23 protein-coding genes and 1 other RNA gene are annotated in these 23,289 nt (G+C 62.7%); 11 read left to right on the forward strand and 13 right to left on the reverse strand.

What is annotated here, in order from left to right; all coding sequences use genetic code 11:
• Positions 1-111: 111 nt before the first annotated feature.
• The 4 genes from JN756_RS30700 to JN756_RS30715 form a co-directional block, all read right to left on the reverse strand.
• The gene (locus tag JN756_RS30700; RefSeq protein ID WP_164887041.1) at positions 112-1,329 is read right to left on the reverse strand and encodes a 2-octaprenyl-3-methyl-6-methoxy-1,4-benzoquinol hydroxylase; all 1,218 of its coding nucleotides are present in this window, start codon (positions 1,327-1,329) and stop codon (positions 112-114) included.
• 85 nt (positions 1,330-1,414) lie between these two features.
• A complete protein-coding gene (ubiH, locus tag JN756_RS30705) occupies positions 1,415-2,602 on the reverse strand; it encodes a 2-octaprenyl-6-methoxyphenyl hydroxylase (RefSeq protein WP_046381698.1) in 1,188 nt (395 codons plus the stop codon).
• The gene (gene pepP, locus JN756_RS30710) at positions 2,599-3,921 is read right to left on the reverse strand and encodes a Xaa-Pro aminopeptidase (protein ID WP_046381697.1); all 1,323 of its coding nucleotides are present in this window, start codon (positions 3,919-3,921) and stop codon (positions 2,599-2,601) included. Before pepP ends, ubiH begins: the two co-directional genes overlap by 4 nt.
• A 20-nt stretch (positions 3,922-3,941) precedes the next feature.
• Entirely contained in the window at positions 3,942-4,499 is a 558-nt protein-coding gene (locus JN756_RS30715; RefSeq protein WP_017845110.1) for a YecA/YgfB family protein, read from the reverse strand.
• Positions 4,500-4,636: 137 nt separating this feature from the next.
• On the opposite strand from JN756_RS30715, the gene JN756_RS30720 reads away from it, so the two are divergent.
• The 4 genes from JN756_RS30720 (at position 4,637) to JN756_RS30735 (ending at position 6,056) form a co-directional block, all read left to right on the forward strand.
• Positions 4,637-4,846, forward strand: coding sequence for a TIGR02449 family protein (locus JN756_RS30720; protein ID WP_017845111.1), 210 nt, complete (start codon positions 4,637-4,639; stop codon positions 4,844-4,846).
• Complete coding sequence (locus JN756_RS30725; RefSeq protein WP_017845112.1) at positions 4,843-5,160, forward strand: cell division protein ZapA; 318 nt, start codon at positions 4,843-4,845, stop codon at positions 5,158-5,160. The genes JN756_RS30720 and JN756_RS30725 overlap by 4 nt, the downstream gene beginning before the upstream one ends.
• Positions 5,161-5,190: 30 nt before the next feature.
• A non-coding RNA gene (ssrS, locus tag JN756_RS30730) (6S RNA) lies at positions 5,191-5,369 on the forward strand.
• A gap of 57 nt (positions 5,370-5,426) precedes the next feature.
• Positions 5,427-6,056, forward strand: coding sequence for a 5-formyltetrahydrofolate cyclo-ligase (locus JN756_RS30735; RefSeq protein WP_201022331.1), 630 nt, complete (start codon positions 5,427-5,429; stop codon positions 6,054-6,056).
• Positions 6,057-6,063: 7 nt separating this feature from the next.
• On the opposite strand, the gene JN756_RS30740 is transcribed toward JN756_RS30735, so the two are convergent.
• Entirely contained in the window at positions 6,064-6,213 is a 150-nt protein-coding gene (locus tag JN756_RS30740) for a hypothetical protein (RefSeq protein ID WP_090234720.1), read from the reverse strand.
• A 195-nt stretch (positions 6,214-6,408) separates the two neighbouring features.
• Here JN756_RS30740 and JN756_RS30745 point away from each other — a divergent pair, with 195 nt between their 5' ends.
• The 4 genes from JN756_RS30745 (at position 6,409) to JN756_RS30760 (ending at position 11,795) form a co-directional block, all read left to right on the forward strand.
• Positions 6,409-6,858 (forward strand): EVE domain-containing protein, encoded by a 450-nt coding sequence (locus tag JN756_RS30745; RefSeq protein ID WP_057003990.1) that lies wholly within the window; start codon positions 6,409-6,411, stop codon positions 6,856-6,858.
• Between the two features lie 139 nt (positions 6,859-6,997).
• The gene (locus JN756_RS30750; RefSeq protein ID WP_057003991.1) at positions 6,998-7,963 is read left to right on the forward strand and encodes an HlyD family secretion protein; all 966 of its coding nucleotides are present in this window, start codon (positions 6,998-7,000) and stop codon (positions 7,961-7,963) included.
• Positions 7,960-10,677 (forward strand): ribosome-associated ATPase/putative transporter RbbA, encoded by a 2,718-nt coding sequence (gene rbbA / locus JN756_RS30755; protein ID WP_108524982.1) that lies wholly within the window; start codon positions 7,960-7,962, stop codon positions 10,675-10,677. The genes JN756_RS30750 and rbbA overlap by 4 nt, the downstream gene beginning before the upstream one ends.
• Positions 10,677-11,795: an ABC transporter permease gene (locus JN756_RS30760; protein WP_057003992.1), complete on the forward strand. Its 1,119-nt coding sequence runs from the start codon at positions 10,677-10,679 to the stop codon at positions 11,793-11,795. Before rbbA ends, JN756_RS30760 begins: the two co-directional genes overlap by 1 nt.
• Before the next feature lie 96 nt (positions 11,796-11,891).
• Here the strand turns inward: JN756_RS30760 and JN756_RS30765 are convergent, their stop codons facing one another.
• The gene (locus tag JN756_RS30765) at positions 11,892-12,299 is read right to left on the reverse strand and encodes a flagellar basal body-associated protein FliL (RefSeq protein ID WP_017845119.1); all 408 of its coding nucleotides are present in this window, start codon (positions 12,297-12,299) and stop codon (positions 11,892-11,894) included.
• Positions 12,300-12,449: 150 nt separating this feature from the next.
• Between JN756_RS30765 and JN756_RS30770 the strand changes: the two genes are divergently transcribed.
• Positions 12,450-13,436: an NADPH:quinone oxidoreductase family protein gene (locus JN756_RS30770; protein ID WP_017845120.1), complete on the forward strand. Its 987-nt coding sequence runs from the start codon at positions 12,450-12,452 to the stop codon at positions 13,434-13,436.
• 105 nt (positions 13,437-13,541) lie between these two features.
• Here JN756_RS30770 and JN756_RS30775 read toward each other — a convergent pair whose 3' ends face one another.
• Complete coding sequence (locus tag JN756_RS30775; RefSeq protein ID WP_017845121.1) at positions 13,542-14,195, reverse strand: gamma-glutamylcyclotransferase; 654 nt, start codon at positions 14,193-14,195, stop codon at positions 13,542-13,544.
• A 240-nt stretch (positions 14,196-14,435) separates the two neighbouring features.
• On the opposite strand from JN756_RS30775, the gene JN756_RS30780 reads away from it, so the two are divergent.
• On the forward strand, positions 14,436-14,918 hold the full coding sequence (locus tag JN756_RS30780; protein WP_017845122.1) for a hypothetical protein: 483 nt from the start codon (positions 14,436-14,438) through the stop codon (positions 14,916-14,918).
• A 38-nt stretch (positions 14,919-14,956) separates the two neighbouring features.
• Here the strand turns inward: JN756_RS30780 and JN756_RS30785 are convergent, their stop codons facing one another.
• The 6 genes from JN756_RS30785 to JN756_RS30810 all read right to left on the reverse strand — a co-directional run bounded on the left by JN756_RS30785 (position 14,957) and on the right by JN756_RS30810 (position 22,231).
• Complete coding sequence (locus JN756_RS30785) at positions 14,957-15,925, reverse strand: CDP-6-deoxy-delta-3,4-glucoseen reductase (RefSeq protein WP_057003993.1); 969 nt, start codon at positions 15,923-15,925, stop codon at positions 14,957-14,959.
• Positions 15,925-17,391, reverse strand: coding sequence for a 4-hydroxy-3-polyprenylbenzoate decarboxylase (gene ubiD / locus JN756_RS30790; protein WP_046381692.1), 1,467 nt, complete (start codon positions 17,389-17,391; stop codon positions 15,925-15,927). The genes JN756_RS30785 and ubiD overlap by 1 nt, the downstream gene beginning before the upstream one ends.
• Positions 17,392-17,450: 59 nt before the next feature.
• Positions 17,451-19,433 (reverse strand): acyltransferase family protein, encoded by a 1,983-nt coding sequence (locus tag JN756_RS30795; RefSeq protein ID WP_201021634.1) that lies wholly within the window; start codon positions 19,431-19,433, stop codon positions 17,451-17,453.
• A 157-nt stretch (positions 19,434-19,590) separates the two neighbouring features.
• On the reverse strand, positions 19,591-20,850 hold the full coding sequence (rho, locus tag JN756_RS30800; RefSeq protein WP_017845130.1) for a transcription termination factor Rho: 1,260 nt from the start codon (positions 20,848-20,850) through the stop codon (positions 19,591-19,593).
• Between the two features lie 234 nt (positions 20,851-21,084).
• Positions 21,085-21,414: a thioredoxin TrxA gene (gene trxA, locus JN756_RS30805; protein ID WP_046381690.1), complete on the reverse strand. Its 330-nt coding sequence runs from the start codon at positions 21,412-21,414 to the stop codon at positions 21,085-21,087.
• 121 nt (positions 21,415-21,535) lie between these two features.
• Positions 21,536-22,231, reverse strand: a complete 696-nt coding sequence (locus JN756_RS30810) for a FadR/GntR family transcriptional regulator (RefSeq protein ID WP_017845132.1) — start codon at positions 22,229-22,231, stop codon at positions 21,536-21,538.
• Positions 22,232-22,486: 255 nt separating this feature from the next.
• On the opposite strand from JN756_RS30810, the gene JN756_RS30815 reads away from it, so the two are divergent.
• Positions 22,487-23,272 (forward strand): transporter substrate-binding domain-containing protein, encoded by a 786-nt coding sequence (locus JN756_RS30815; RefSeq protein WP_046381688.1) that lies wholly within the window; start codon positions 22,487-22,489, stop codon positions 23,270-23,272.
• Positions 23,273-23,289: the final 17 nt, after the last annotated feature.

Here is a 23,289-nt window from a genome sequence, read left to right on the forward strand (position 1 = left end):
ATTTAGCATCTCAATCACTCACTCGAGTGAGGCGTTACGAGATGTTGCAAAGCCGCGTTCGGCAGTGCGACGTATCGCCTCATCGCGGGCAGGCCCGGGCTGCAGGGTGTGTCAGGGCCTGGCCAGTTCCGGCAGATCCCCGCTCAAGCCAAGGGCCTGGCGCACGAAGATCGCCTTGGCTTCCGGCATCTGGTCGACCACCTTCAAGCCGGCATTGCGCAGCCAACGCAACGGCAGCTGGTCGGCCTGGAACAAGCGCTCGAAACCTTCCATCGCTGCCATCAGCGCCAGGTTGTGCGGCATGCGTCGACGCTCGTAACGGCTCAGCACTTTCACATCCGCCAGGCGTTCGCCGCGCTCGCTCGCCGATAACAGCACCTCGGCCAGCACGGCCGCATCGAGAAAACCGAGGTTCACCCCCTGCCCCGCCAACGGATGGATCACGTGGGCCGCATCGCCGATCAACGCCAGGCCTTCGGCCACATAACGTTTGGCGTGGCGCTGGCGCAGGGGCACACACACACGCGGGTCGGCGCTGAGCACCGTGCCCAGGCGCCCTTCGAAGGCACGCTCCAGCTCACGGCAGAAGTTTTCCTCATCCAACGCCATCAGGCGCGCGGACTCAGCCGGCGTGGTCGACCAGACGATCGAACACCAGTCCTCCTGCCCATCCCGCACCAGCGGCAAAAACGCCAGCGGGCCGGTGTCGGTAAAGCGTTGCCAGGCGGTGCGCCGGTGCGGTTGGCTGCTGCGCACGCTGGTGACGATAGCGTTGTGCAAGTAATCCCATTCGCGGGTCGCGGTGCCGGTCAGACGGCGCACCGCAGAGTTGGCGCCATCGGCGGCGACCACCAGCGGCGCACGCAGCGTGCGGCCGTCGGCCAGGGTCAGCAACCAGTCATCGCCGGAGCGGCGCATCTGTTCCAGGCGCGCGTTGGCCAGCAGGCCCAGGTCGCAGTCGTGCAGGCGATCGAGCAAGGCATCCTGGACCACGCGGTTTTCGACGATATGCCCAAGCACTTCGGCATGCACGCTGGCCGCCGAAAAATGGATCTGCCCGGTGCCGCTGCCGTCCCACACCTGCATCTCGCCATACGGGCTGGCGCGCCGTGCGACGATGCCATCCCACACGCCAAGGCGCTCAAGGATGCGCTGGCTGGCGGCCGACAAGGCGCTCACCCGCGGCTCGAAAGCCGCGTCAGGCTCGAACGGCTTGACGCTCAGCGGGCTGCCGTCGAGCAGCAGCACCTGCAGGCCACTGCCCTGCAACGCCAGCGCCAGGGCGCTCCCGACCATTCCGGCCCCGACAATCAGCACATCTGCGCGCATATCCATGCTTTAAGCCTGTCTCGCTGGCGGCTTGCGCCGCACGTAAAGGGTTAATCTCATCCCGTCCCGAACGATGTAGTCGCGGCTACGCATCGGGACGCGTGCCCAGGCCCATGGCTTGACGGGCGAACCAGCGTTTCGCCGGCGGCAGCAGGTCGAGGCCCAGCAGGCCCATGTTGCGCCCCAGCGCGACCAGCGGCTGGGCGCTGCCGAACAGGCGCGTGACCTGATCGGAGAAACCCACGGTCAGCGTTTGATCCATGCGTTGCCGCTCGCGATATGCCTGCAAGGTCGCCAGGTCACCCGGCACCGCCGGCCCGGCCAGCAAGGCCTCGGCCAAGGCATTCGCATCGCGCAGGGACAGGTTGAAGCCCTGCCCGGCAATCGGGTGCAGGCTGTGGGCGGCATTGCCGAGGATCGCCAGGTGCGAGCGCACTTGTTCTTCGGCTTCCACCAGGGTCAGCGGGTACAGATGCCGCGCACCGACCTGCTTCAGGGTGCCCAGGCGGTAGCCGAACACGCCCTGCAATTCACTGAGGAAACTGCGCTCATCCAGGTTGGCCAGGCGCTGAGCGTCCATGCCGGCACGGGTCCAGACCAGCGCGCAGCGGTTGTCCGGCAGCGGCAGCAGGGCCATCGGGCCTTCATCGGTGAAGCGCTCGAAGGCTTCGCCGTTGTGGGCTTCGCTCGGGGTGATATTGGCGATCAGCGCGCTCTGGTTGTACGGGCGGGATTTCACGCCGATCCCCAGTTGCTCGCGTAGGCCGGAGCGACCGCCGTCGGCCAGCACCGCCAGGTCGCACTCCAGCACGGTTTCGTCGTTGAGGGTCAGGCGATAGCCATCGGGCAGCGGCTCCATGCGCGTGACTTCGGCCGGGCAACGCCAGCTGACCACGTCCTTATCCAGGCCTTGCCACAGGCATTGGCCGAGCCAGGCGTTCTCAACCACGTAGCCGAGGGCCGGCACGCCCTCTTCCATGGCGGATAAGCGCGCGGTGGAGAAGCGCCCGCGGTCCGACACATGGATCTGCTTGATCGGCTCGGCGCGGCGGGAGATGGCCTGCCACAGACCCAGACGCTGATAGATCTGCCGCGCGCCATAGGACAGCGCCGAAGAGCGTGCGTCGTAGCTCGGCTGGTAGCTGTCGCCCGGTGCGAAGGGTTCGATCAGCAGGATCTTCCAGCCCCGCGCCTTGGCCCCGTCCTGCAGCGCCAACGCCAGGCTCGCGCCCACCAGGCCGCCGCCGATAATGGCCAGGTTGACCCGGCTCATCGGGCGGCCGCCATCAACGCTTCGATGTCGGCGACGGTCTTGGGCACGCCGCCGGTCAGAATGTCACAGCCTTGCTTGGTCACTACCACGTCGTCCTCGATGCGTACGCCGATGCCACGCCATTTCTTTGCCACGCTCTGGTTGTCCGGCGAAATATAGATCCCCGGCTCCACGGTCAACGTCATGCCGACCTCCAGCACACGCCATTCACCGCCCACTTTGTACTCGCCGACATCATGCACATCCATCCCCAGCCAATGGCCGGCGCGGTGCATGTAGAACGGTTTGTAGGCTTCGCCGGCGATCAGTTCGTCAACGTCCCCTTGCAGCAACCCCAGCCTCACCAGCCCGGCAGTGATGACCTGCACGGTGGCCTCATGGGCCTGGTTCCAATGCTTGTTCGGTGCAATCTCGGCGAAGGCGGCTTCCTGGGCGGCCAGCACGACTTCATAGATCGCCTGTTGCTCGGGCGAAAACTTGCCGTTGACCGGCCAGGTGCGGGTGATGTCGCTGGCGTAACAGTCGATCTCGCAACCGGCGTCGATCAGCACCAGGTCGCCGTCCTTGAGCAGCGCGTCATTCTGCTGGTAATGCAGGATGCAACTGTTGCGCCCGGCGGCGACGATGGAGCCATAGGCCGGCATCTTCGCGCCGCCTTTGCGGAACTCGTAATCCAGCTCGGCTTCGAGGCTGAACTCGCGCAAGCCGGCGCGGCTGGCCTGCATGGCCCGCACGTGGGCGGCGCAGGAAATCCGCGCAGCTTCGCGCATCACCTTCACTTCCGCCGCCGATTTATACAGGCGCATATCGTGGAGCAGATGATCCAGGGCAACGAATTCGTTCGGCGGCTGGGCGCCCAGGTGCGCTTTGGAGCGGATGATGTTGATCCACTCCATCAGGTGCCGGTCGAACTCGGCATTGCTGCCCATCGCCGAATACACCCGGTCGCGGCCTTCGATCAGGCCGGGCAGGATGTCGTGGATATCGGTGATGGGGAAGGCATCGTCGGCGCCGAAATCACGGATCGCGCCTTCGGTACCGGCACGCAAGCCGTCCCACAGTTCGCGCTCGGCATTGCGTTCGCGACAGAACAGCACGTACTCGCCGTGCGGGCGACCGGGCATCAGCACGATCACCGCTTCGGGCTCGGGGAAGCCGCTCAGGTACTGGAAATCGCTGTCCTGGCGGTAGACATGTTCGACATCGCGATTGCGGATGGCCACCGCGGCGGCCGGCAGGATCGCGATACTGTTGGGTTCCATCTGCGCCATGAGCGCCTTGCGGCGACGGGTGTATTCCGCTTTCGGGATATGGATCATGGGCAGACGGGCTTCCTTTCTCAGTGCAGCGACGGCTTGGGGGTGGCCGGTTCAGCGGACTTCTTGGTCTCGGTGAACAGCAGCAGCGGCGCGACGCGCAGGTATTCCATGACTTCCATGTAGTCGCCTTCGCCGTCTTCGGACTCTTCCAGGGCATCTTGCACCTGGGAGATGGCCGCCAGGTCCTGCAGCACTTCCTTGGCGTCGGTGCTCAGCTCCAGGCCGCCGGCATTCACGCCAAAGCCATGGAGGAAGCCCTGGCACCATTGGCCCAGCGCGGCAGCACGTTCGGTGAGCGGTGCATCGTCGGTCGGCAGCAGCAGGACCACGGTGACGTCATCACCGGTCAGCTCGCCCTTGACCATTTCCTGCAGGCCGATCAGCGCGTTACGCACGTTCTCGGAGGGCTCGGTTTCCAGCAGTTCGGCCACATCGGCCAGCCAGTTGTCGGCGTCAAAGCCAACACCGGTGCAACTGCGGCCCAGCAACACGCCGTGCAGTTCGGCGGGCGAGCAAGGATGACCGCTGGAGCTCAGCAGTTTGGTAAAAGCATCGTACGGGGAGTTCTGAATGGGCATGGTGAGCTAGGCGCCAGACGGCGCAATGTCTAGAATGAAGCGCTGTATCCTAGCACCGGCAGACGCACCAGACTATCAAGGGCGTCAGATCGTTTATCCTGCAGTTGCCATTCATCAGACAAATCCAGTGGAACCCAATGGAAGACACCGACCTGCAAGCGCTGATGGCCAGACTCGAATTGCTAATTGATCGGGTCGAGCAACTAAAGAGGCAAAACGGACTCCTATTAGCTCAGGAAAAGACCTGGCGCGAGGAACGCGCTCACCTCATTGAAAAAAACGAAATCGCCCGGCGTAAGGTCGAGTCGATGATTTCGCGCCTGAAGGCCCTGGAGCAAGACTCATGAGTTCAAGCAATAGCGTCACCGTGCAGATTCTCGACAAAGAATATTCGATCATCTGCCCCCAGGAAGAGCGCAGCAACCTGGTGAGCGCCGCCCGCTACCTGGACGGCAAGATGCGTGAAATCCGCAGCAGCGGCAAAGTGATCGGCGCCGACCGCATCGCCGTGATGGCCGCGTTGAATATCACCCACGATCTGCTGCATAAGCAGGAGCGCCCGGACGTGCAGGCCAGCGGCTCGACGCGCGAGCAGGTACGTGACCTGCTGGAGCGTGTGGACCTGGCACTGTCCAACGATTCCGACACATCCAAGGGCTGATTGCCGCATCTGTTTAAGGTATACTCGCCCCACTCCCTGGCGTGCTTGCCAGTCGGCGATGTCCCGGAGCCGATTCGCACTACCCTGGAAGTTGCACGTTTGGCTGGTGTGCATGTCCGCTAGACGGAAAGCCTTAAAGCCTACTGCTTCTTCCACCTTGAACTTTCGGGTTCAAGGGCTTAGTCGACAGCGGTTCTGTCGGGGAGCCTGAATCCCAAACTCAATGCCAGTCCCAGGACTGGCATTGTTTTATGAGCCGAAAAACCATGACCGAACCTGCGCCGCTTTCCCGTCCGCAACTTCGACGCATGTTGCGCAACGCCCGCCGCGCACTCACGCCAAGCGAGCAGCGAAAAGCCGCCCAAGGCGTGTATCGGCAACTGGCACAGCACCCGCTGTTTCGCCGGGCCAAGCATATTTCCCTGTATCTGCCGACGGACGGTGAAATCGATCCGCGCTTGCTGCTGCGTGCGGCTCAGCGGCGGGGCAAGGCCACTTACCTGCCGGTGCTCAGCGCCTGGCCACGGACCAAGATGGTGTTCCAGCGCGTTCGCCCCGGGGAGACGTTGCAGCCCAATCGCTTTCGCATTCTTGAACCACGGGTGAATGTCCGCCGCCAGCGCAAGGTCTTGGCGCTGGACCTGGTGCTATTGCCGTTGGTGGGGTTCGATGACGCGGGGGGACGGCTGGGCATGGGTGGCGGTTTTTATGACCGCAGCCTGGCTTACCTGGCGCGCCGCCAGCACTGGCGCAAGCCGACGCTGCTGGGCCTGGCCCATGAATGCCAGAAAGTCGAACAGCTGGTGCAGGCGAGTTGGGATGTGCCGTTGGCGGGCACCGTCACCGATAAGCAGTGGTATATCGCACAGGCGTCGCTGGAACCCGCGACGCCCTGAAGAAGGGTTAACGCTTGAACGGTTGTAGCGGCTGCTGGGTCAGTTCAACGGGCGCATCGGTCTTGTTCGACCATAAGCTTTGCGCATACCCGGTGGTCACGACGCCCAGACCAAACAAAATAACCAGTATCCATAGTAAATCCGGTTTGCGTTGCATCGATTGCCCCCCTTCAGGCACCTCGTACACGATGACAACAACGTTCCAAAGTAGTCCGTTGCAGCTGCGTCAAGCTTAAAATCCCGGCATTCTGCGTTAACGTGAACCAACACGCAAACCTTGACGCCAACCGACCGTCGGTTTGTCATGCAATTGCCCCACAACCTGTCCAACGCCTTTTTCAGGAGCCCCCCAATGGCCTACTGGCTGATGAAATCCGAGCCCGACGAACTCTCCATCACCGGCCTGGAACACCTCGGCGAAGCGCGATGGGACGGGGTTCGCAACTATCAGGCGCGCAACTTTCTGCGTGCGATGGCGGTGGGCGATGAGTTTTTCTTCTACCACTCCAGCTGCCCCGAGCCTGGCATTGCCGGCATCGGCAAAATCGTCGTGGCGGCGTATCCCGACCCCACCGCGCTGGAACCTTCCAGCCACTATTTCGACGCCAAGGCCAGCCCGGACAAAAACCCGTGGAGCGCGATCGACGTGGCCCACGTCCAGACGTTTCCCAAGGTGCTCGGCCTGGGCTATCTGAAGCAGCAAATCGCCCTGGCCGAACTGCCCCTGGTGCAAAAAGGCAGCCGTCTGTCAGTGATGCCGGTGACCGCCGAGCAATGGTCGGCGGTCCTCGCGCTGGGCTGAACCGCAGAACCTTGCAGTCACGCGCCCGACGCATGCATCTGCAGCGCAACCGGGTTAGGCTTGCGCTTCATTTGACCCGCATCAAGCGCCCTCGGGCCGAACCCGTCAGACTAGGACGCTAACACCGCAGGAAGCATCTATGTCCACGAACCACCGCACCTCCCAGCTGTTTGCCACCCTCCTGATTGTGTTGCTGCTCGCCGCTGGCGGTTTCGGTTACTGGAAATCCACCCAGGACCGCCTGCCCGAAGGCTTGAGCATGGGTAATGGCCGCCTGGAATCCACCGAAGTGCAGATCGCCGCCAAGATCCCCGGGCGTCTGGAAGAAGTGCGGGTGGATGAAGGCGACAAGGTACTCAAGGGCCAACTGCTCGCGCGCATGGACACCCGCACCCTGGAAGCCCAGCGCGCCCAGGCCGAAGCCGAAGTGCTGCGGGCCAGAGAAAACCTCGCCGCCGCCGAGGCCAATGTGCAATTGCGTCAGAGCGAACAACTGCTTGCCCACCAGGAACTCCAGCGGACCCAGGAGCTGTACAAACGCGGCTTCGCCAGTGGCCAACTGATCGACCAACAACAGTCGCGCCAGAACACCGGGAATGCGGCCGTGGTCGCCGCCCAGGCCCAGGTCAATTCGGCCAAGGCCGCCATCGGCGCCGCCCAGGCCCAGGTGGCGCAGCTCACCAGCGAAATCGACGACAGCAGCCTGCGCGCGCCCATCGACGGCATTATCCAACTGCGCCTGGCCGAGCCGGGCGAAGTGCTCGGCGCCGGCGGGCGCGTATTGCTGCTGATCGACCCCGAGGATCAGTACATGAACCTCTACCTGCCCGCCTCGGTGACCGGCGCCCTGACCGTCGGCAGCGATGCGCGCATCCTCCTCGACGCGCTCCCCGGCCAATCGCTGCCGGCCAAAATCAGCTTCGTCGCGGCCAAATCGCAGTTCACCCCCAAAGAGGTGGAGACCCGCGATGAACGCCAGAAACTGGTATTCCGCGTCAAATTGCGCCTGACCCAACCCAGCGCCGTGCCGCAGGCCAAACCGGGCATGCCCGGCGCCGGCTACATTCGCACGGCTGACATCCCATGGCCGGCCAACCTGCAATGACCGATCTGGCGCTGCACGCCACCGGCATCCAGCACCGCTACGGCAAACAACAGGCGCTGGTCGATATCGCCTTCAGCCTGCCCGCCGGCACGCGCTGCGGGCTGATCGGCCCGGATGGCGCCGGCAAGTCGAGCCTGCTGGGCTTGATCGCCGGGGTTAAAAAACTCCAGGACGGCCAACTGGAGGTGCTCGGCGGCTCCATCGCCAACCGCCGCCACCGCAACAGCCTGTACCCGCGCATCGCCTTCATGCCTCAAGGCCTGGGCGGCAACCTGTACCCCGAACTGTCCATCCGCGAAAACATCCGCTTCTTTGCGACGCTGTTCGGCCTGTCCAAAGCCGATTGCGACCAGCGCATGCACAACCTGCTGCTGGCCACCGACCTCGAGCGCTTCGCCGAACGGCCGGCCGGCAAACTCTCCGGCGGGATGAAGCAGAAACTCGGCCTGTGCTGCGCGCTGATCCACGACCCGGACCTGTTGATCCTCGACGAGCCCACCACCGGGGTCGACCCGCTGTCCCGTCGGCGCTTCTGGGAACTGGTCGAAACCGTGCGCAGCGAGCGTCCGCAACTGACGCTGCTGGTGGCCACGGCCTACATGGAGGAGGCCGAGCAGTTTGAACATTGCCTGATGCTCGACCGCGGCAAACTGATCGCCGACGGTTTGAGCAGTGAGCTGGCGGCAGTGACCCCCAGCGGCAAACTGGACGAAGCCTTCACCCACTTCCAGGGCGACAGCGCCCACGACAATCAGCCGCTGGTCATCCCGCCGCGCGCAGGCGACAACACCGATATCGCCATCGAAGCCCACGACCTGACCCTGCGCTTTGGCGACTTCACCGCCGTCGATAAAGTCAGCTTCGCCATCGGCCGGGGCGAGATCTTCGGTTTTCTCGGCTCCAACGGCTGCGGCAAGACCACCACCATGAAAGTCCTCACCGGCCTGATGCCGGCCACCGAGGGCAGTGCCACGTTGCTGGGCAACCCGGTGAACGCCAAGGACCTCGCCACCCGCAAGCGTGTGGGTTTCATGTCGCAGAGCTTTTCGCTGTATGGCGAACTCAGCGTGCTTCAGAACCTGGTGCTGCACGCGCAGTTGTTCGATTTGCCCAAGGTCGACAGCGGCAAGCGGATCGACGAGCTGATCCAGCGTTTCGACCTCAGCGAGGTGGCCGAGCAGCCGTCGGGCGAACTGCCCCTCGGCTTGCGTCAGCGCTTGTCGTTGGCCGTGGCGGTGCTGCATCGTCCTGAAGTGCTGATCCTCGATGAGCCGACCTCGGGCGTCGACCCGGCGGCGCGGGATGACTTCTGGCGGCTGCTGATCGAACTGTCGCGCGAACAAGGGGTGACGATCTTTCTGTCCACCCACTTCATGAACGAAGCCCAGCGTTGCGACCGCATCTCCCTGATGCACGCCGGCAAGGTGCTCGCCTGCGACACGCCCGACGCGCTGCAGCAGCAATTCCACGGCGACACCCTCGAAGCCGCGTTCGTCACGTGCCTGGAGCAAGCCCAGGGCGAGGCCGAACCTACCGCGCCCACCGCCACCGTCAGCGAAACCAGCACGCCGCCGGTGAGCAAGCGCGGCTTCAGCCTGTCGCGCCTGCTGGCCGTGGCCAGCCGTGAAGGCAAGGAACTGCTGCGCGACAAGGTGCGTATGGCCTTCGCCCTGCTCGGGGCGATGTTCATGATGGTGATCTTCGGCTACGGCATTTCCCTGGACGTGGAAAACCTCGCCTTCGCCGTCTACGACCAGGACCAGACCCCGCAAAGCCGCGCCTACCTGGAGGCGTTTCGCGGCTCACGCTATTTCGCCGAACAAACGCCGATCCAGGATGCCAACGAGCTGCACCGGCGCCTGCAACGTTCGGAAATCAAACTGGCCCTGGAAATCCCGCCCGGTTTTGGTCGTGACCTCTACGCCGGCCGCCAACCCAGCGTGGCGGCCTGGCTCGACGGCGGCATGCCGTTTCGCGCGGAAACCAGCCGGAACTATGTAGAAGCGGTCCACCAGGCCAACCTGCAGCAACTGGCCGAGCTGAGCAGCCAGCCGCAGAACAGCCAAGGCGCGGCCAAGCTCGAAACCCGCTTTCGCTACAACCAGGATGTGGTCAGTGTGAACGCCATCGGCCCAGGCGTGATGGCACTGATCCTCGCCTTCATCCCGGCGATGCTCACCGCCCTGGGCATCGTGCGCGAAAAGGAGCTGGGTTCGATCACCAACTTCTACGCCACGCCCCTGACCCGCCTGGAATTCCTGCTGGGCAAACAGACCCCGTACCTGGCCGTGAGCCTGATCAACCTGGCGGTGCTGGTCGCGATGAACCGCTGGCTGTTCGGCGTGCCGTTCAAGGGCAGCGGCCTGACCCTGGCGTTCGGCGGCCTGCTGTACGTGCTCGCCACCACCAGCATGGGCCTGCTGATTTCCGCGTTCACCCGCACCCAGATCGCCGCGATCCTCGGCACCATGATCATCACCAGCCTGCCGACCATTCAGTTCTCCGGGCTGATCGTGCCGCGTTCGTCCCTGGAAGGCGCGGCGGCGGTGATGGGCACGCTGTTTCCGGCGGGGCACTTTCTCGATATTGCGGTGGGCACGTTCACCAAGGCCCTCGACCTGCGGCAACTGTGGCCGCAGTGCCTGGCGCTGTTCGGGTTTTTCCTCGGGTTTACCGGGCTTAGCCTGATCATGCTGAAGAAGCAGGAGGCTTGATGCATAAGTTCGCGCACATCCTGCGCCTGGGGATCAAGGAACTGACCAGCCTGCGCCACGACAGCGTGCTGCTGCTGTTTCTGTTCTACGCCTTCACGGTCGCGATCTACATGCCCGCGGCCGGCTCGGTGATTGGCGTACACAACGCCAGCGTGGCGTTTGTCGACGAGGACCACAGCGCGATCTCGCGGCAGATGGCCGAGGCGTTGCAGCCGCCCGAGTTCCAGTCACCCGTGCCGTTGGCGTATGACCAGTTGGATAAGGTCATGGACAGCGGCCAGTACACGTTCGTGATCAACGTACCGGCGAATTTCCAGGCCGATCTGTTAGCCGGTCGCGAGCCGGATGTGCAGGTGAACGTCGATGCCACGGCGATGAGCCAGGCGTTCATGGGCGCCGGCTACATCTCACGGATTTTCCAACGCGAGCTGCTGACCTACAGCGGCCAGGCCGACTCCGCCAGCAAAGCGCCGGCGTTGCTGACAACGCGGGCGCTGTTCAATACCAACCTGGAGGGCGGCTGGTTCCTCGCAGTCATCCAGATCGTCAACAACATCACCATCCTCGCCATCGTGCTCACCGGCACCGCGCTGCTGCGCGAGCGCGAACATGGCACCCTCGACCATTTGCTGGTGCTGCCGCTGACGGCGCTGGAAATCATGCTGGCGAAAATCTGGAGCAACCTGCTGGTGGTGGTGCTGTGTACCTGGGTGTCACTGGAAGTGGTGGTCAAGGGCATGCTCGGCGTGCCGCTGGCCGGGTCGCTGAGCCTGTTTCTGTTCGTGACCGCGCTGTACCTGTTTGCCAGCACCGCCCTGGGGATCTTCCTCGCCACCCTCGCCCGCTCGACGCCGCAGTTCGGCTTGCTGGCAATCCCAGTGATCATCCCGATGCTGTTGCTCTCCGGCGGCAGCACGCCGCTGGACAGCATGCCCGAATGGTTGCAGTGGGTGATGCAGGCCTCGCCGTCGACGCACTTTGTGAGCCTGAGCGCGGCGATCCTGTTCCGCGATGCGGGCATGAGCGTGGTGTGGCCGGACATGCTGGCGCTGGCGGGAATTGGCTTGCTGTTCTTTTTGGTGGCGCTGGCGCGGTTCCGCAAGAGCCTGGCGTCTTGAGGTGCCTGCCCGGCCGCTATCGCAGGCAAGCCTGCTCTCACAGGTGGAACGCATTCCCTTGTGGGAGCGGGCTTGCTTGCGATCGTCGCGCCGTGACTATTGGATGATCAGGTTGTTGAACAACAGGTCTTCCACCACCGGCTTGCCGGTTTCGTCGTTCATCACTTGCTGGGTCTGCTTCAGGGCTTCCTGGCGCAGTTTTTCCTTACCCTCAACCGTGCTCATGGTCTCGTTGGTTTGCTGGGTGAACAGCGCCACCAGTTGATTACGAATCAACGCATCGTTGGCTTTGATGGCGGCGGCCGCGTCGGTGCCGGTCACACGCAGAGCGATATCGGCCTTGTACACCTTGAGCTTGGACGTACCGTCCAAGCCATAGTTGCCCACGAACGGCGGGGCCAGGCTGATATAGCTGACCTTCGGCGCCTCGCCTTCTTTCGCCTCTTGCGCCTGGGCTGCCATTGGCAAGGTCAGGGCCAGCATCAACAGAATCCACGCTTTCACAGTTCATTCCTCACATTCGGTAGCCCAGTAGCATAACGCTAGCAAGGCAGAGCACAAGCTTATGGCGACTTATCAGGCCCGGGCATGCTCGTTGACCCACGGGCATACCCTCCTACACTTATCGGCCACGACACCAAAAGGAATAGTCCGATGAAAGCTGTGCTGTGCAAAGCCTTCGGCCCCGCCGAAACCCTGGTGCTGGAAGACATCGCCAGCCCGGCGATCAAGAAGAACGAAATCCTGTTGGACGTGCATGCCGCCGGGGTCAACTTCCCGGACACGCTGATCATCGAGGGCAAGTACCAGTTCAAGCCGCCGTTCCCGTTCTCGCCGGGTGGCGAAGCGGCGGGCGTGGTCAGTGAAGTGGGGGAAAAGGTCAGCCACCTGAAGGTTGGAGACCGCGTGATGGCCCTGACCGGCTGGGGCAGTTTTGCCGAGCAGGTCGCGGTGCCCGGCTATAACGTGCTGCCGATCCCGCCCAGCATGGGCTTCAACACCGCCGCCGCGTTCAGCATGACCTACGGCACCTCGATGCATGCGCTGAAGCAACGGGCCAACCTGCAACCCGGCGAAACCTTGCTGGTCCTCGGCGCCTCCGGCGGCGTGGGCCTGGCTGCCGTGGAAATCGGCAAGGCCATGGGCGCCCGGGTCATCGCCGCCGCCAGCAGCGCCGACAAACTGGCGGTGGCCAAGGCCGCCGGCGCCGATGAGCTGATCAACTACAGCGAAGCCAGCCTGAAAGATGAGGTCAAGCGTCTGACCGACGGGAACGGCGCCGACGTGATCTACGACCCGGTGGGCGGCGACTTGTTTGACCAGGCCATCCGCGCCATCGCCTGGAACGGCCGCCTGTTGGTGGTGGGTTTTGCCAGCGGGCGCATTCCGGAGCTGCCGGTGAACCTGGCGCTGCTCAAGGGCGCGGCCGTGGTCGGAGTGTTCTGGGGCGCGTTCGCCCAGCGCCAGCCGCAGGACAATGCGGCAAACTTCCAGCAGCTGTTTGGTTGGTATGCCGAGGGCAAGTTGAAACCGCTGGTGTCGCAGGTGTATCCGCTGGAACAGGCAGCCCAGGCGATCAATGACCTGGGGCAGCGCAAGGCGGTGGGTAAGGTGGTCGTGCAAACCCGCCTGCCGAGGTGAAATGCGCTTGAATGTGGGAGGGGCGGTGTCCTCGACCATCACCTGTCTATTCGCGACATGTTCGTAGAGAACATGCATTTGCTCATATTTCCTGCGTTTGGCGCGTTAATCGCCTGAGCAATCCTTGGCACAACGCTTGAGCCGCGCCTCCAGGTTTTTGTCTGGCATGGCGTGGCTGCGCAGGGCGTTGACGGTCTGCTCGACATAATCGCGCGTCGTGCCGTAACGCCCGCAAGCGCTTTGCAGCACATGGCTGAGCACGATGTCGGGCAGATTGCCAGCGTAGCTCGGCAGGTGCCGCTCCAATACAAACCCCAATGCCTGCACCCGACTGCCATCTTCCAGACGGCAGCTGAGCCAGTGCGGCCGATAGGAGGGGTAAGGCATTTCGCGCTGCCACAAGGCGTACAGCGAGGCTTCTAACTGATCTTCCGGCAGACGGTAGGCAAACCCGCTGCACGAGCCGCCACGATCCAGGCCGAACACCAACCCGGGCAACTCCGGCGTACCCCGATGCTCGTGGGACCACAGGTACAAACCACGGTGATAGCCATGGACCCGCGCCCGAACCCGCTCGGTCGATGAACATTCCGGCCGCCAGATCAGCGAACCGTAAGCGAATAGCCAGACCGGCCCGCCCTTATGCCGGGCCATGGTGGCCTGCATCGAGTTCATCAACTGTTCGTGCGTGAGTTGCGGTCCCAGATCGAGCCGCGGAGGGTAAGCCAATTGCAAAAGATCGGATTCGATGGCGGTCATGGCGAAAAGTGGCTCGCCTCCTATGTGTTACCAATTGTTAGCAACTCTACCGTAATAAAACGCGCTGCTGTGACCATACGGCAAAAAAGTACAATAGGCTGAACGACCACCGCATTCTCCAGAAGCAATCCCAGTATTTTCAGCTCCGGTTCAGCCCGGCAAAGCGCTTGACCGTCAAAATAGCGCAGCTGGCACGACTCAGTCGGTCACCCTTCACACCGGTTACTCGAGGTCGCACCTATGAAAAAATTACGATTGCCGGGCCTGCTGCTCCTGGCCCAGGCCACCACCGCTCTCGCTGTCGAAACCCCGCCCGTCGACGATGACAAGGGCTTCTGGTATGCACAGACCAGCGTCTACACCCGGCACTTCTCCCCCGACCCGGACCACAACAACAACCAGGATTTGCTTGGCCTGGAGCGCAATGAAGCGTCAGGTTTGGTGTATGGGGCGGCGACGTTCCGTAACTCGTTCAGCCAACGCTCGTACTACGTCTACGCGGGCAAACGCTATGACATGACCGACTATCCGGTGTATCTGAAACTGACCGGCGGGGCGATCCAGGGCTATCGCGGCAAGTACCGCGACAAAATCCCGTTGAACCGTTTCGGCGTGGCGCCGGTGATCATACCGTCCGTGGGCACCCATTACGGGCCGGTGGCGGCGGAGTTGGTGCTGCTGGGGTTCAATGCGGCGATGATCACGACCGGCGTGCGTTTCTGACAGCAACGCCAGCTCCTCCACCAGAGCCGGCGCAGGTTTCAGGGCCGCGGGGCGTAGGCGAATACGTCGGCGCGCATCTGGTGTGCATCCATGCCCGCAGCCACCAGCGCATCCAATGTGCCGTAGATCATCGCCGGTGAACCGCTGGCGTAGACATGCACGCCTTTGAGGTCGTGGATGTCTTCGCACACCGCTTCATGCAACAGCCCACAGCGTCCTTCCCAGCCGCACAGGTCACTGACCACTTTGTGCAAGAACAGGTTGGGCAGCTGCTGCCATTGATCCCAATGCTCGATCTCGTAGAAATCTTCCGGACGCCGCACGCCCCAATACAGATGCACCGGGTGTTTGAAGCCGGTGGCGCGGCAGTGCTCGATCAGGCTGTGCATCTGCGCCATGCCGGTGCCCGCGGCGATCAGCACCAACGGCCCATCGGGCAGCTCGGCCAGGTGGGTATCGCCAAACGGCAGCTCAATGCGGGCCATCCGGTTGCGCTGCAATTGCTCGATCAGATTGCGCGCGCTGTCCTCGCGGGCCAGCACGTGCAGTTCCAGTTCGCGTCCGGCGTGGGGCGCCGAAGCCAGGGAAAACGCCGACTTCTCGCCGTTATCCCGTTCAATCATCAGGTATTGCCCGGCGTGGTAACGCACGGCCTTGCCGGCCGGGGCGAGCAAGCGCACGCGCCATACATCGCCACCGACTTGCACGCATTCACTCACTTGGCACGACAACTTGCGCAACGGCAACTCTCCCGGCGCCAGCACGCCATCCCACAACACCACACAATCCTCCAGCGGCTCGGCGATGCAGGTGTAGAACTCCCCGTGGTCGCGTATTTCACCGGACTGCCGCACCCGGCCGTCCACCAACAGCGCCGCGCACACGTGGCACACGCCATTGCGACAGGCTTGCGGGCATTCGTAGCCCAGGCGGCGCGCACCTTCGAGGATTCGCTCACCGGGGACCAGCTCCAATACGGCGCCGGAAGGTTGCAGGGTCACACGCATCAATCTATTCCCAACTCTTTCCAGATCGCATCGACACGCGCCGTCACGGCTTCGTCCTTGACGATCACCCTGCCCCACTCGCGGGTGGTCTCACCCGGCCATTTGTGCGTGGCATCCAGGCCCATCTTCGAGCCCAGGCCCGAGACCGGCGAGGCGAAATCGAGGTAGTCGATCGGCGTGTTGTCGATCATCACCGTGTCGCGCTTGGGGTCCATGCGCGTGGTGATGGCCCAGATCACGTCGTTCCAGTCGCGGGCGTTGATGTCGTCGTCGGTGACGATAACGAACTTGGTGTACATGAACTGTCGCAAAAACGACCACACGCCGAGCATGACCCGCTTGGCATGGCCTGGGTACGACTTCTTCATGGTCACGATGGCCATGCGGTACGAACAGCCTTCCGGCGGCAGGTAGAAGTCGGTGATTTCCGGGAACTGCTTCTGCAGGATCGGCACGAACACTTCGTTCAGCGCCACACCGAGAATCGCCGGCTCATCCGGCGGACGGCCGGTGTAGGTACTGTGGTAGATCGGCTTGATCCGATGAGTGATGCGCTCGACGGTGAACACCGGGAAGCTGTCGACTTCGTTGTAGTAGCCGGTGTGGTCGCCGTAGGGGCCTTCGTCGGCCATTTCGCCGGGGTGGATCACGCCTTCGAGGATGATTTCCGCGGTGGCCGGCACTTGCAGGTCGTTGCCACGGCACTTCACCAGCTCGGTGCGGTTGCCGCGCAGCAGGCCGGCGAAGGCGTATTCGGACAGGCTGTCCGGCACCGGGGTCACGGCGCCGAGGATGGTGGCCGGGTCGGCGCCCAGGGCCACGGAGACCGGGAACGGCTTGCCGGGGTGTTTTTCGCACCATTCACGGAAGTCCAGCGCGCCGCCGCGGTGGCTCAGCCAACGCATGATCACCTTGTTGCGGCCGATCACTTGCTGACGGTAGATGCCGAGGTTCTGGCGATCCTTGTTCGGGCCCTTGGTGACGGTCAGGCCCCAGGTGATCAGCGGGCCGACATCGCCGGGCCAGCAGGTCTGCACCGGCAGCATGCCCAGGTCGACGTCATCGCCTTCGATGACCACTTCCTGGCACACCGCGTCCTTGACCACCTTGGGCGCCATGGCAATGATCTTGCGGAAGATCGGCAGCTTCGACCAGGCGTCCTTCAAGCCCTTGGGTGGCTCGGGCTCCTTGAGGAACGCCAGCAACTTGCCGATCTCGCGCAATTCGCTGACCGACTCGGCGCCCATGCCAAAGGCCACGCGATCGGGGGTGCCGAACAGGTTGCCGAGCACCGGGATATCAAAACCGGTCGGGTTCTCGAACAGCAGCGCCGGGCCCTTGTTGCGCAGGGTACGGTCGCAAATCTCAGTCATTTCCAGCACCGGCGAAACCGGCACGTGGATGCGTTTCAACTCTCCGCGCTGCTCAAGTTGCTGCACGAAATCCCGAAGATCCTTGAATTTCATTAACCATGCCACCCGTAAAATAGGCGTACATCCTACCTGCTCTGAGGACGGCTGGCAGCTTAATTGGCCGTCAGCCCCCGTGATTGCAGCGAACGGAACAGCGGTTCCAGGAACGCCTGGACGTGTCGCGCGCCGACGTCGGAGAGGTGGTTATCGTCGGTGTACAGCGCGCGGCCGTCGAGCTCGACCCGGCACAGGCCGTCGGCGCCGCACAGCAGGGGCGCGGGGTCCAGCACGGTGACGCCACTGTCGGCGGCGGCCAGTTCGTCAAACAGTCGAGTGATAAAGGCCTGGCGCTTCTCGTGCTCCGCCACGGGGAGCCCTTCGCCGTCCACCGGCCGGTGCATCATGGCCAGGCGACTGAGGCGGTACGGCACGATGATTTCCTGCAGCGGTGCTTCCTTGATCAGCCACACATGGTGCCCGGCGGCACGCAGCCCCTGGATGCGTTCACGCAGGCCCTGTTCGAAACGCTGCTCGGCCACGGCACGCACGTACTTGCCGGTGCCCGGGTCTTTGAGCGCATGTTCCTTGTCGCCCGATATCTGCCCATAGAGGTACAGGCTCCAGCGCGCCGCCAGCACCACATCGCTGAACGACTGTGCGGCCAGGGCCTGCTCGACGCGCTGGTTGAAATGCGCGCACTGGGCAATATCCTCCAGCCCATCCAACGGTACGCAACCGGCGAAACTGGCCTGGACCAGACTGATATCGTGCCGTTTGGCCGCATCCTTCAGCGCCGGAATCAATGCGGTGGCGTGGCTGTCGCCCCAGACCAGCGCGGACACCGAGTGGCTTTGTGGGCCGAAATGGCAGAACAGCCGCTCATCCGGGGTGTTCTTGTCCGCCAGGCAGGCCGTCAGCTCCGGGCTCCACTTCTTCGCCTGGGCATAACGCAATGCCTGTTCGGACAGGCGCCACGGCACGCCATCGGCTTCCCGCAATGCCAGGCCAGTTAGGCCGAGGCACAAAATGCCGGCCGCGGCGCCAGCCAGGATCGCCTTGCGTCCGGCCAGCAGACGTTTTTCCCGGAATGGCGCCTCCACGAAGCGCCAGGACAAATAACCCAGCACCAGGCTCAGCAGCATCAACCCGGCCAATTCAGCCACGCTCAAGCCATCAACCGCTGCGTAGTTGGCGTACACGAACACCGGCCAATGCCACAGGTACCAGGAATAAGAAATAAGCCCCAGGCCCACCATCAGCCGCGAACTCAGCAGCCGCCCGACCCAGGTGGCTTGCTGCCCATTGGCCCAGATCAACCCGACCACGCCCAGCACCGGCAGCAAAGCGGCCGCGCCAGGGAACGGTGTATGCCGGTCGAAACCGAATATGGCGGCCAGGATCAATGCCAGGGAAGCCAGGCTGACCGCTTGCGCCAGGGGCGGCGAGGCGCGCCACTCAACCTTCGGCATGACCGCCAGCATGGCGCCGGCCAGCAATTCCCAGGCACGCATATGCAGCAGGTAGAAGGCTTTCTGCGGCTGATGGGAAACCGCCCAGACACTCATGCCAAACGACACCAGCAGCACCGCGAACAACGCCAGGCGCCAGTGTTTCAAACGGCTTGAAAGCAGGGCCAGCAGCAGCGGGAACAGGATGTAGAACTGCTCCTCCACCGCCAGCGACCAGGTGTGCAGCAAGGGCTTGATGTCGGAGGCAGCATCGAAATAACCGTGCTGGCGTGAAAACAGCAGGTTAGAGGTGAAGATCACCTGGTAGTGCGCCGACCGCCCCAGCTCTTCATAGTCCTTGGGCGCCAGCAAAAACCAGCCCACGGCCAGTGTCGCGGCCATCATCACGAACAACGCCGGCAAGATACGCCGGGCACGGCGCGCCCAGAAGCCCACGAAACTGAAACGCCCGGCCTGGCGTTCGCGCCAGATGATCGAGGTAATCAGGAAGCCGGAAATCACGAAGAACACATCCACACCGACGAAGCCGCCAGTGATCCCAGGAACGCCAAAGTGGAACAGCACGACAGCAAGGACAGCAACGGCACGCAGGCCGTCGATGTCTCTTCGGTAAGCAAGAGTGGTCATAAGAATTGTGGTCAATATGTTACGAATGGAGGCGAAAACAGGCGCACGCATACTTTTTGTTACTTAACGGATACTTATGACATAAAATCCACTCAATTTCGACGCAAAAAAAATGGCGCCCCTGAGGGCGCCATTTTTTTTGACCTGAAACGTCGTATTACTTACGCTTCATCGACAGGAAGAACTCGTCGTTGGTCTTGGTGGTTTTCAGCTTGTCGATCAGGAACTCGATGGCCGCGACTTCATCCATCGGGTGCAGCAGCTTGCGCAGAATCCACATGCGCTGCAGTTCGTCGTCGGCTGTCAGCAACTCTTCACGGCGGGTGCCGGAGCGGTTGATGTTGATCGCCGGGAACACACGCTTTTCAGCGATACGACGGTCCAGGGGCAGTTCCATGTTGCCGGTACCCTTGAACTCTTCGTAGATCACTTCATCCATCTTCGAGCCGGTTTCAACCAGCGCGGTGGCGATGATGGTCAGCGAGCCGCCTTCTTCGATATTCCGCGCGGCGCCGAAGAAACGTTTCGGTTTCTCCAGGGCGTGGGCATCGACACCACCGGTCAATACCTTGCCGGAGCTCGGGATCACGGTGTTGTAGGCACGGGCCAGACGGGTGATGGAGTCGAGCAGGATCACCACGTCTTTCTTGTGTTCGACCAGGCGCTTGGCCTTCTCGATCACCATTTCGGCAACCTGCACGTGGCGGGTTGGCGGCTCATCGAACGTCGAGGCAACCACTTCGCCGCGCACGGTGCGCTGCATTTCGGTCACTTCTTCCGGACGTTCATCGATCAGCAGCACGATCAGGTGAACTTCAGGGTTGTTACGTGCGATGTTCGCTGCAATGTTCTGCAGCATGATGGTCTTACCGGCTTTCGGCGGTGCGACGATCAGGCCGCGCTGGCCCTTGCCGATCGGGGCGCACAGGTCGATCACACGACCGGTCAAGTCTTCGGTGGAACCGTTGCCGGCTTCCATCTTCATTCGCACGGTCGGGAACAGCGGGGTCAGGTTCTCGAAGAGAATCTTGTTTTTCGCGTTCTCTGGACGATCGAAGTTGATCGTGTCGACCTTGAGCAGGGCGAAATAACGCTCGCCTTCCTTCGGAGGACGGATCTTGCCAACGATGGTGTCACCGGTGCGCAAGTTGAAGCGGCGGATCTGGCTCGGCGAGACGTAGATATCGTCTGGGCCGGCGAGATAGGAAGCGTCTGCAGAGCGGAGGAAGCCGAAGCCGTCCTGGAGAATCTCCAGCACGCCATCACCGGAGATTTCCTCGCCGCTTTTCGCGTGCTTTTTGAGCAAGGAGAAAATCACGTCCTGCTTGCGCGAACGGGCCATATTTTCTATGCCCATCTGTTCGGCCAATTCGAGCAGTTCGGTAATCGGCTTTTGCTTGAGTTCAGTCAGATTCATATAGGAATGACGTAATCATTTATGGAGGGGGGAAATTAAGCTTTTGGCTTAATGAGGCCGCGCCGCAGAGAAGGCGACAGGATCGCGTACTAATCGAAAAGGAATGCGTCGGCGACGGCTTGCAGGGGGCAGTGGAGAAACCAGTGCGGGGCCGAATGTACCACCTGAGTTTCGGAGCGTCTAGCCCTGTTTCACGAAAAAGCCCCGCAATTTGCGGGGCTTTTTTGACGGCGCTTAGAGGTTCACGTCGATGAATGCAGCCAGTTGGGACTTCGACAGCGCGCCCACTTTGGTCGCTGCGACTTCGCCGTCCTTGAACAGCATCAGGGTCGGAATACCACGCACGCCATGCTTGGCCGGGGTTTCCTGGTTTTCGTCGATGTTCAGCTTGGCAATGGTCAATTTGCCGTCGTACTCGGTTGCAATGTCGTCCAGAACCGGAGCGATCATTTTGCAAGGGCCACACCATTCAGCCCAGTAGTCAACCAGCACCGGGCCAGCAGCCTTGAGTACTTCGGCCTCAAAGGTCGCGTCGGTGACGTGCTTGATAAGATCGTTGCTCATGGATGTCTCCGGATTGTAAGCAAAAAAAACGTGGCCCATCATAGCTGCCCTTCCCTCGTTCAGGAAGCCGCCTCTGATTGAGTCTTGCTATGGTGGCGCATGAGTTTGGGTATCGCCTCGCTCACGGCGCTACGGGAGTCACGAAAGCAATCCCGGTGCGCAACGCCGCATTACGTACATGTTCCTGCATGGTTTTCTGCGCCGCCGCGCTCGCGCGCCGGGCCAGGGCGCGCAAGACTCTGCGGTGCTCCTGCCAGGTTTCCATGGCCCGCTCTGGCCGGATGAACGGTAGCTTCTGGCTCTCCAGGAACACCTCGGCGCTGGCACTCAGGATGCTGACCATCGCCTGGTTGCCGCTGGCGAGGAGGATGCGCTGGTGGAATTCGAAGTCCAGCCGCGCGGCCGCTTCGAAGTCGCCGGCCTTGAGCACCTTGCGCATGGCTTCGACATTCTCTTCCAGGCTATCCAGTTCATCAATGGTCAGCGTAACGGCCGCCAACCCTGCCGCAAACCCTTCCAGGGCATAGCGCAACTGGAAGATATCCAGCGGCGTCGCCTGGGCCGCGAAGGGCCACGCAAACCCCGGCGGCTCCTGTGCCTCTTGCACGAACACGCCTTTGCCCGGCTGCACGCTGACCACCCCCAAGGCACTCAGGGACGACAACGCTTCGCGCAATGACGCCCGGCTCACGCCCAACTGCAGCGCCAGGTCGCGCTGGGACGGCAGTGCGTCGCCCGGCCCGAAGCCTTGCTCCTTGATCAGCTTGCGGATGGCCTGCAAGGCCGCTTCCGGTACCGCTTGGGCGATGGAATTCATAAAAAACTCAAGGTTCCAGACAACTGAGCGGCTAGTTGTAAAGCTATTCGCGCCCGGCGGCAAGCCACGCCCCAAAGGGGCTCGCGCGCTTTGGGCGGCGCTCGAAAAAGGTGCGAAACCCGCGCTCACTGTTCAGACCAGTAAGACCACCGAAGCTCAACAAATCCCGGCCTTGCAGACGAACCGAGCCGGGATGGCATGGGCTGTGCACTGGGCAAAAACAGAATGCCCCTTCGCCCTTCTCGGAGAGTTCCCATGACCAAGCGCTACAGCGCCCTGCTCACCGCCCTGTTTGCCAGCCTGATGCTGAGCCAGGCACCCGCCCAGGCCAACGGTCTGGACGATATCGTTGCCCGCGGCACCTTGAAGGTCGCCGTGCCCCAGGATTTCCCGCCGTTCGGCTCGGTCGGCCCCGACATGAAACCACGCGGCCTGGACATCGACACCGCCAAGCTGCTGGCCGACCAGCTCAAGGTCAAACTGGAGCTGACCCCGGTCAACAGCACCAACCGCATCCCGTTCCTCACGACCGGCAAGGTCGACCTGGTGATTTCCAGCCTGGGCAAGAACCCCGAGCGGGAAAAGGTCATCGACTTCTCCAAGGCCTACGCGCCGTTCTACCTGGCCGTGTTCGGCCCGCCTGACGCCGCCATCAGCAGCACCGACGACCTCAAGGGCAAGACCATCAGCGTGACCCGCGGCGCCATCGAAGACATCGAGCTGACGGCCGTCGCGCCCAAGGAAGCCACGATCAAGCGCTTCGAAGACAACAATTCGACCATCGCCGCCTACCTGGCCGGCCAGGTCGACCTGATCGCCAGCGGCAACGTGGTGATGGTTGCGATCAGCGAGCGCAGCCCGAAACGCGTGCCAGCGCTGAAAGTGAAGCTCAAGGATTCGCCGGTGTACGTGGGCGTGAACAAGAACGAGCCGGCGCTGCTGGAGAAGGTCAACCAGATCCTGGTGGCGGCCAAGGCTGACGGCAGCCTGGAAAAGAATGCAATGCAGTGGCTGAAAGAACCTCTGCCTGCTGATCTCTGAAGCCCGCGACGGAGCTG

Source organism: Pseudomonas sp. Y39-6 (assembly GCF_023651955.1).
GTDB lineage: Bacteria > Pseudomonadota > Gammaproteobacteria > Pseudomonadales > Pseudomonadaceae > Aquipseudomonas > Aquipseudomonas veronii.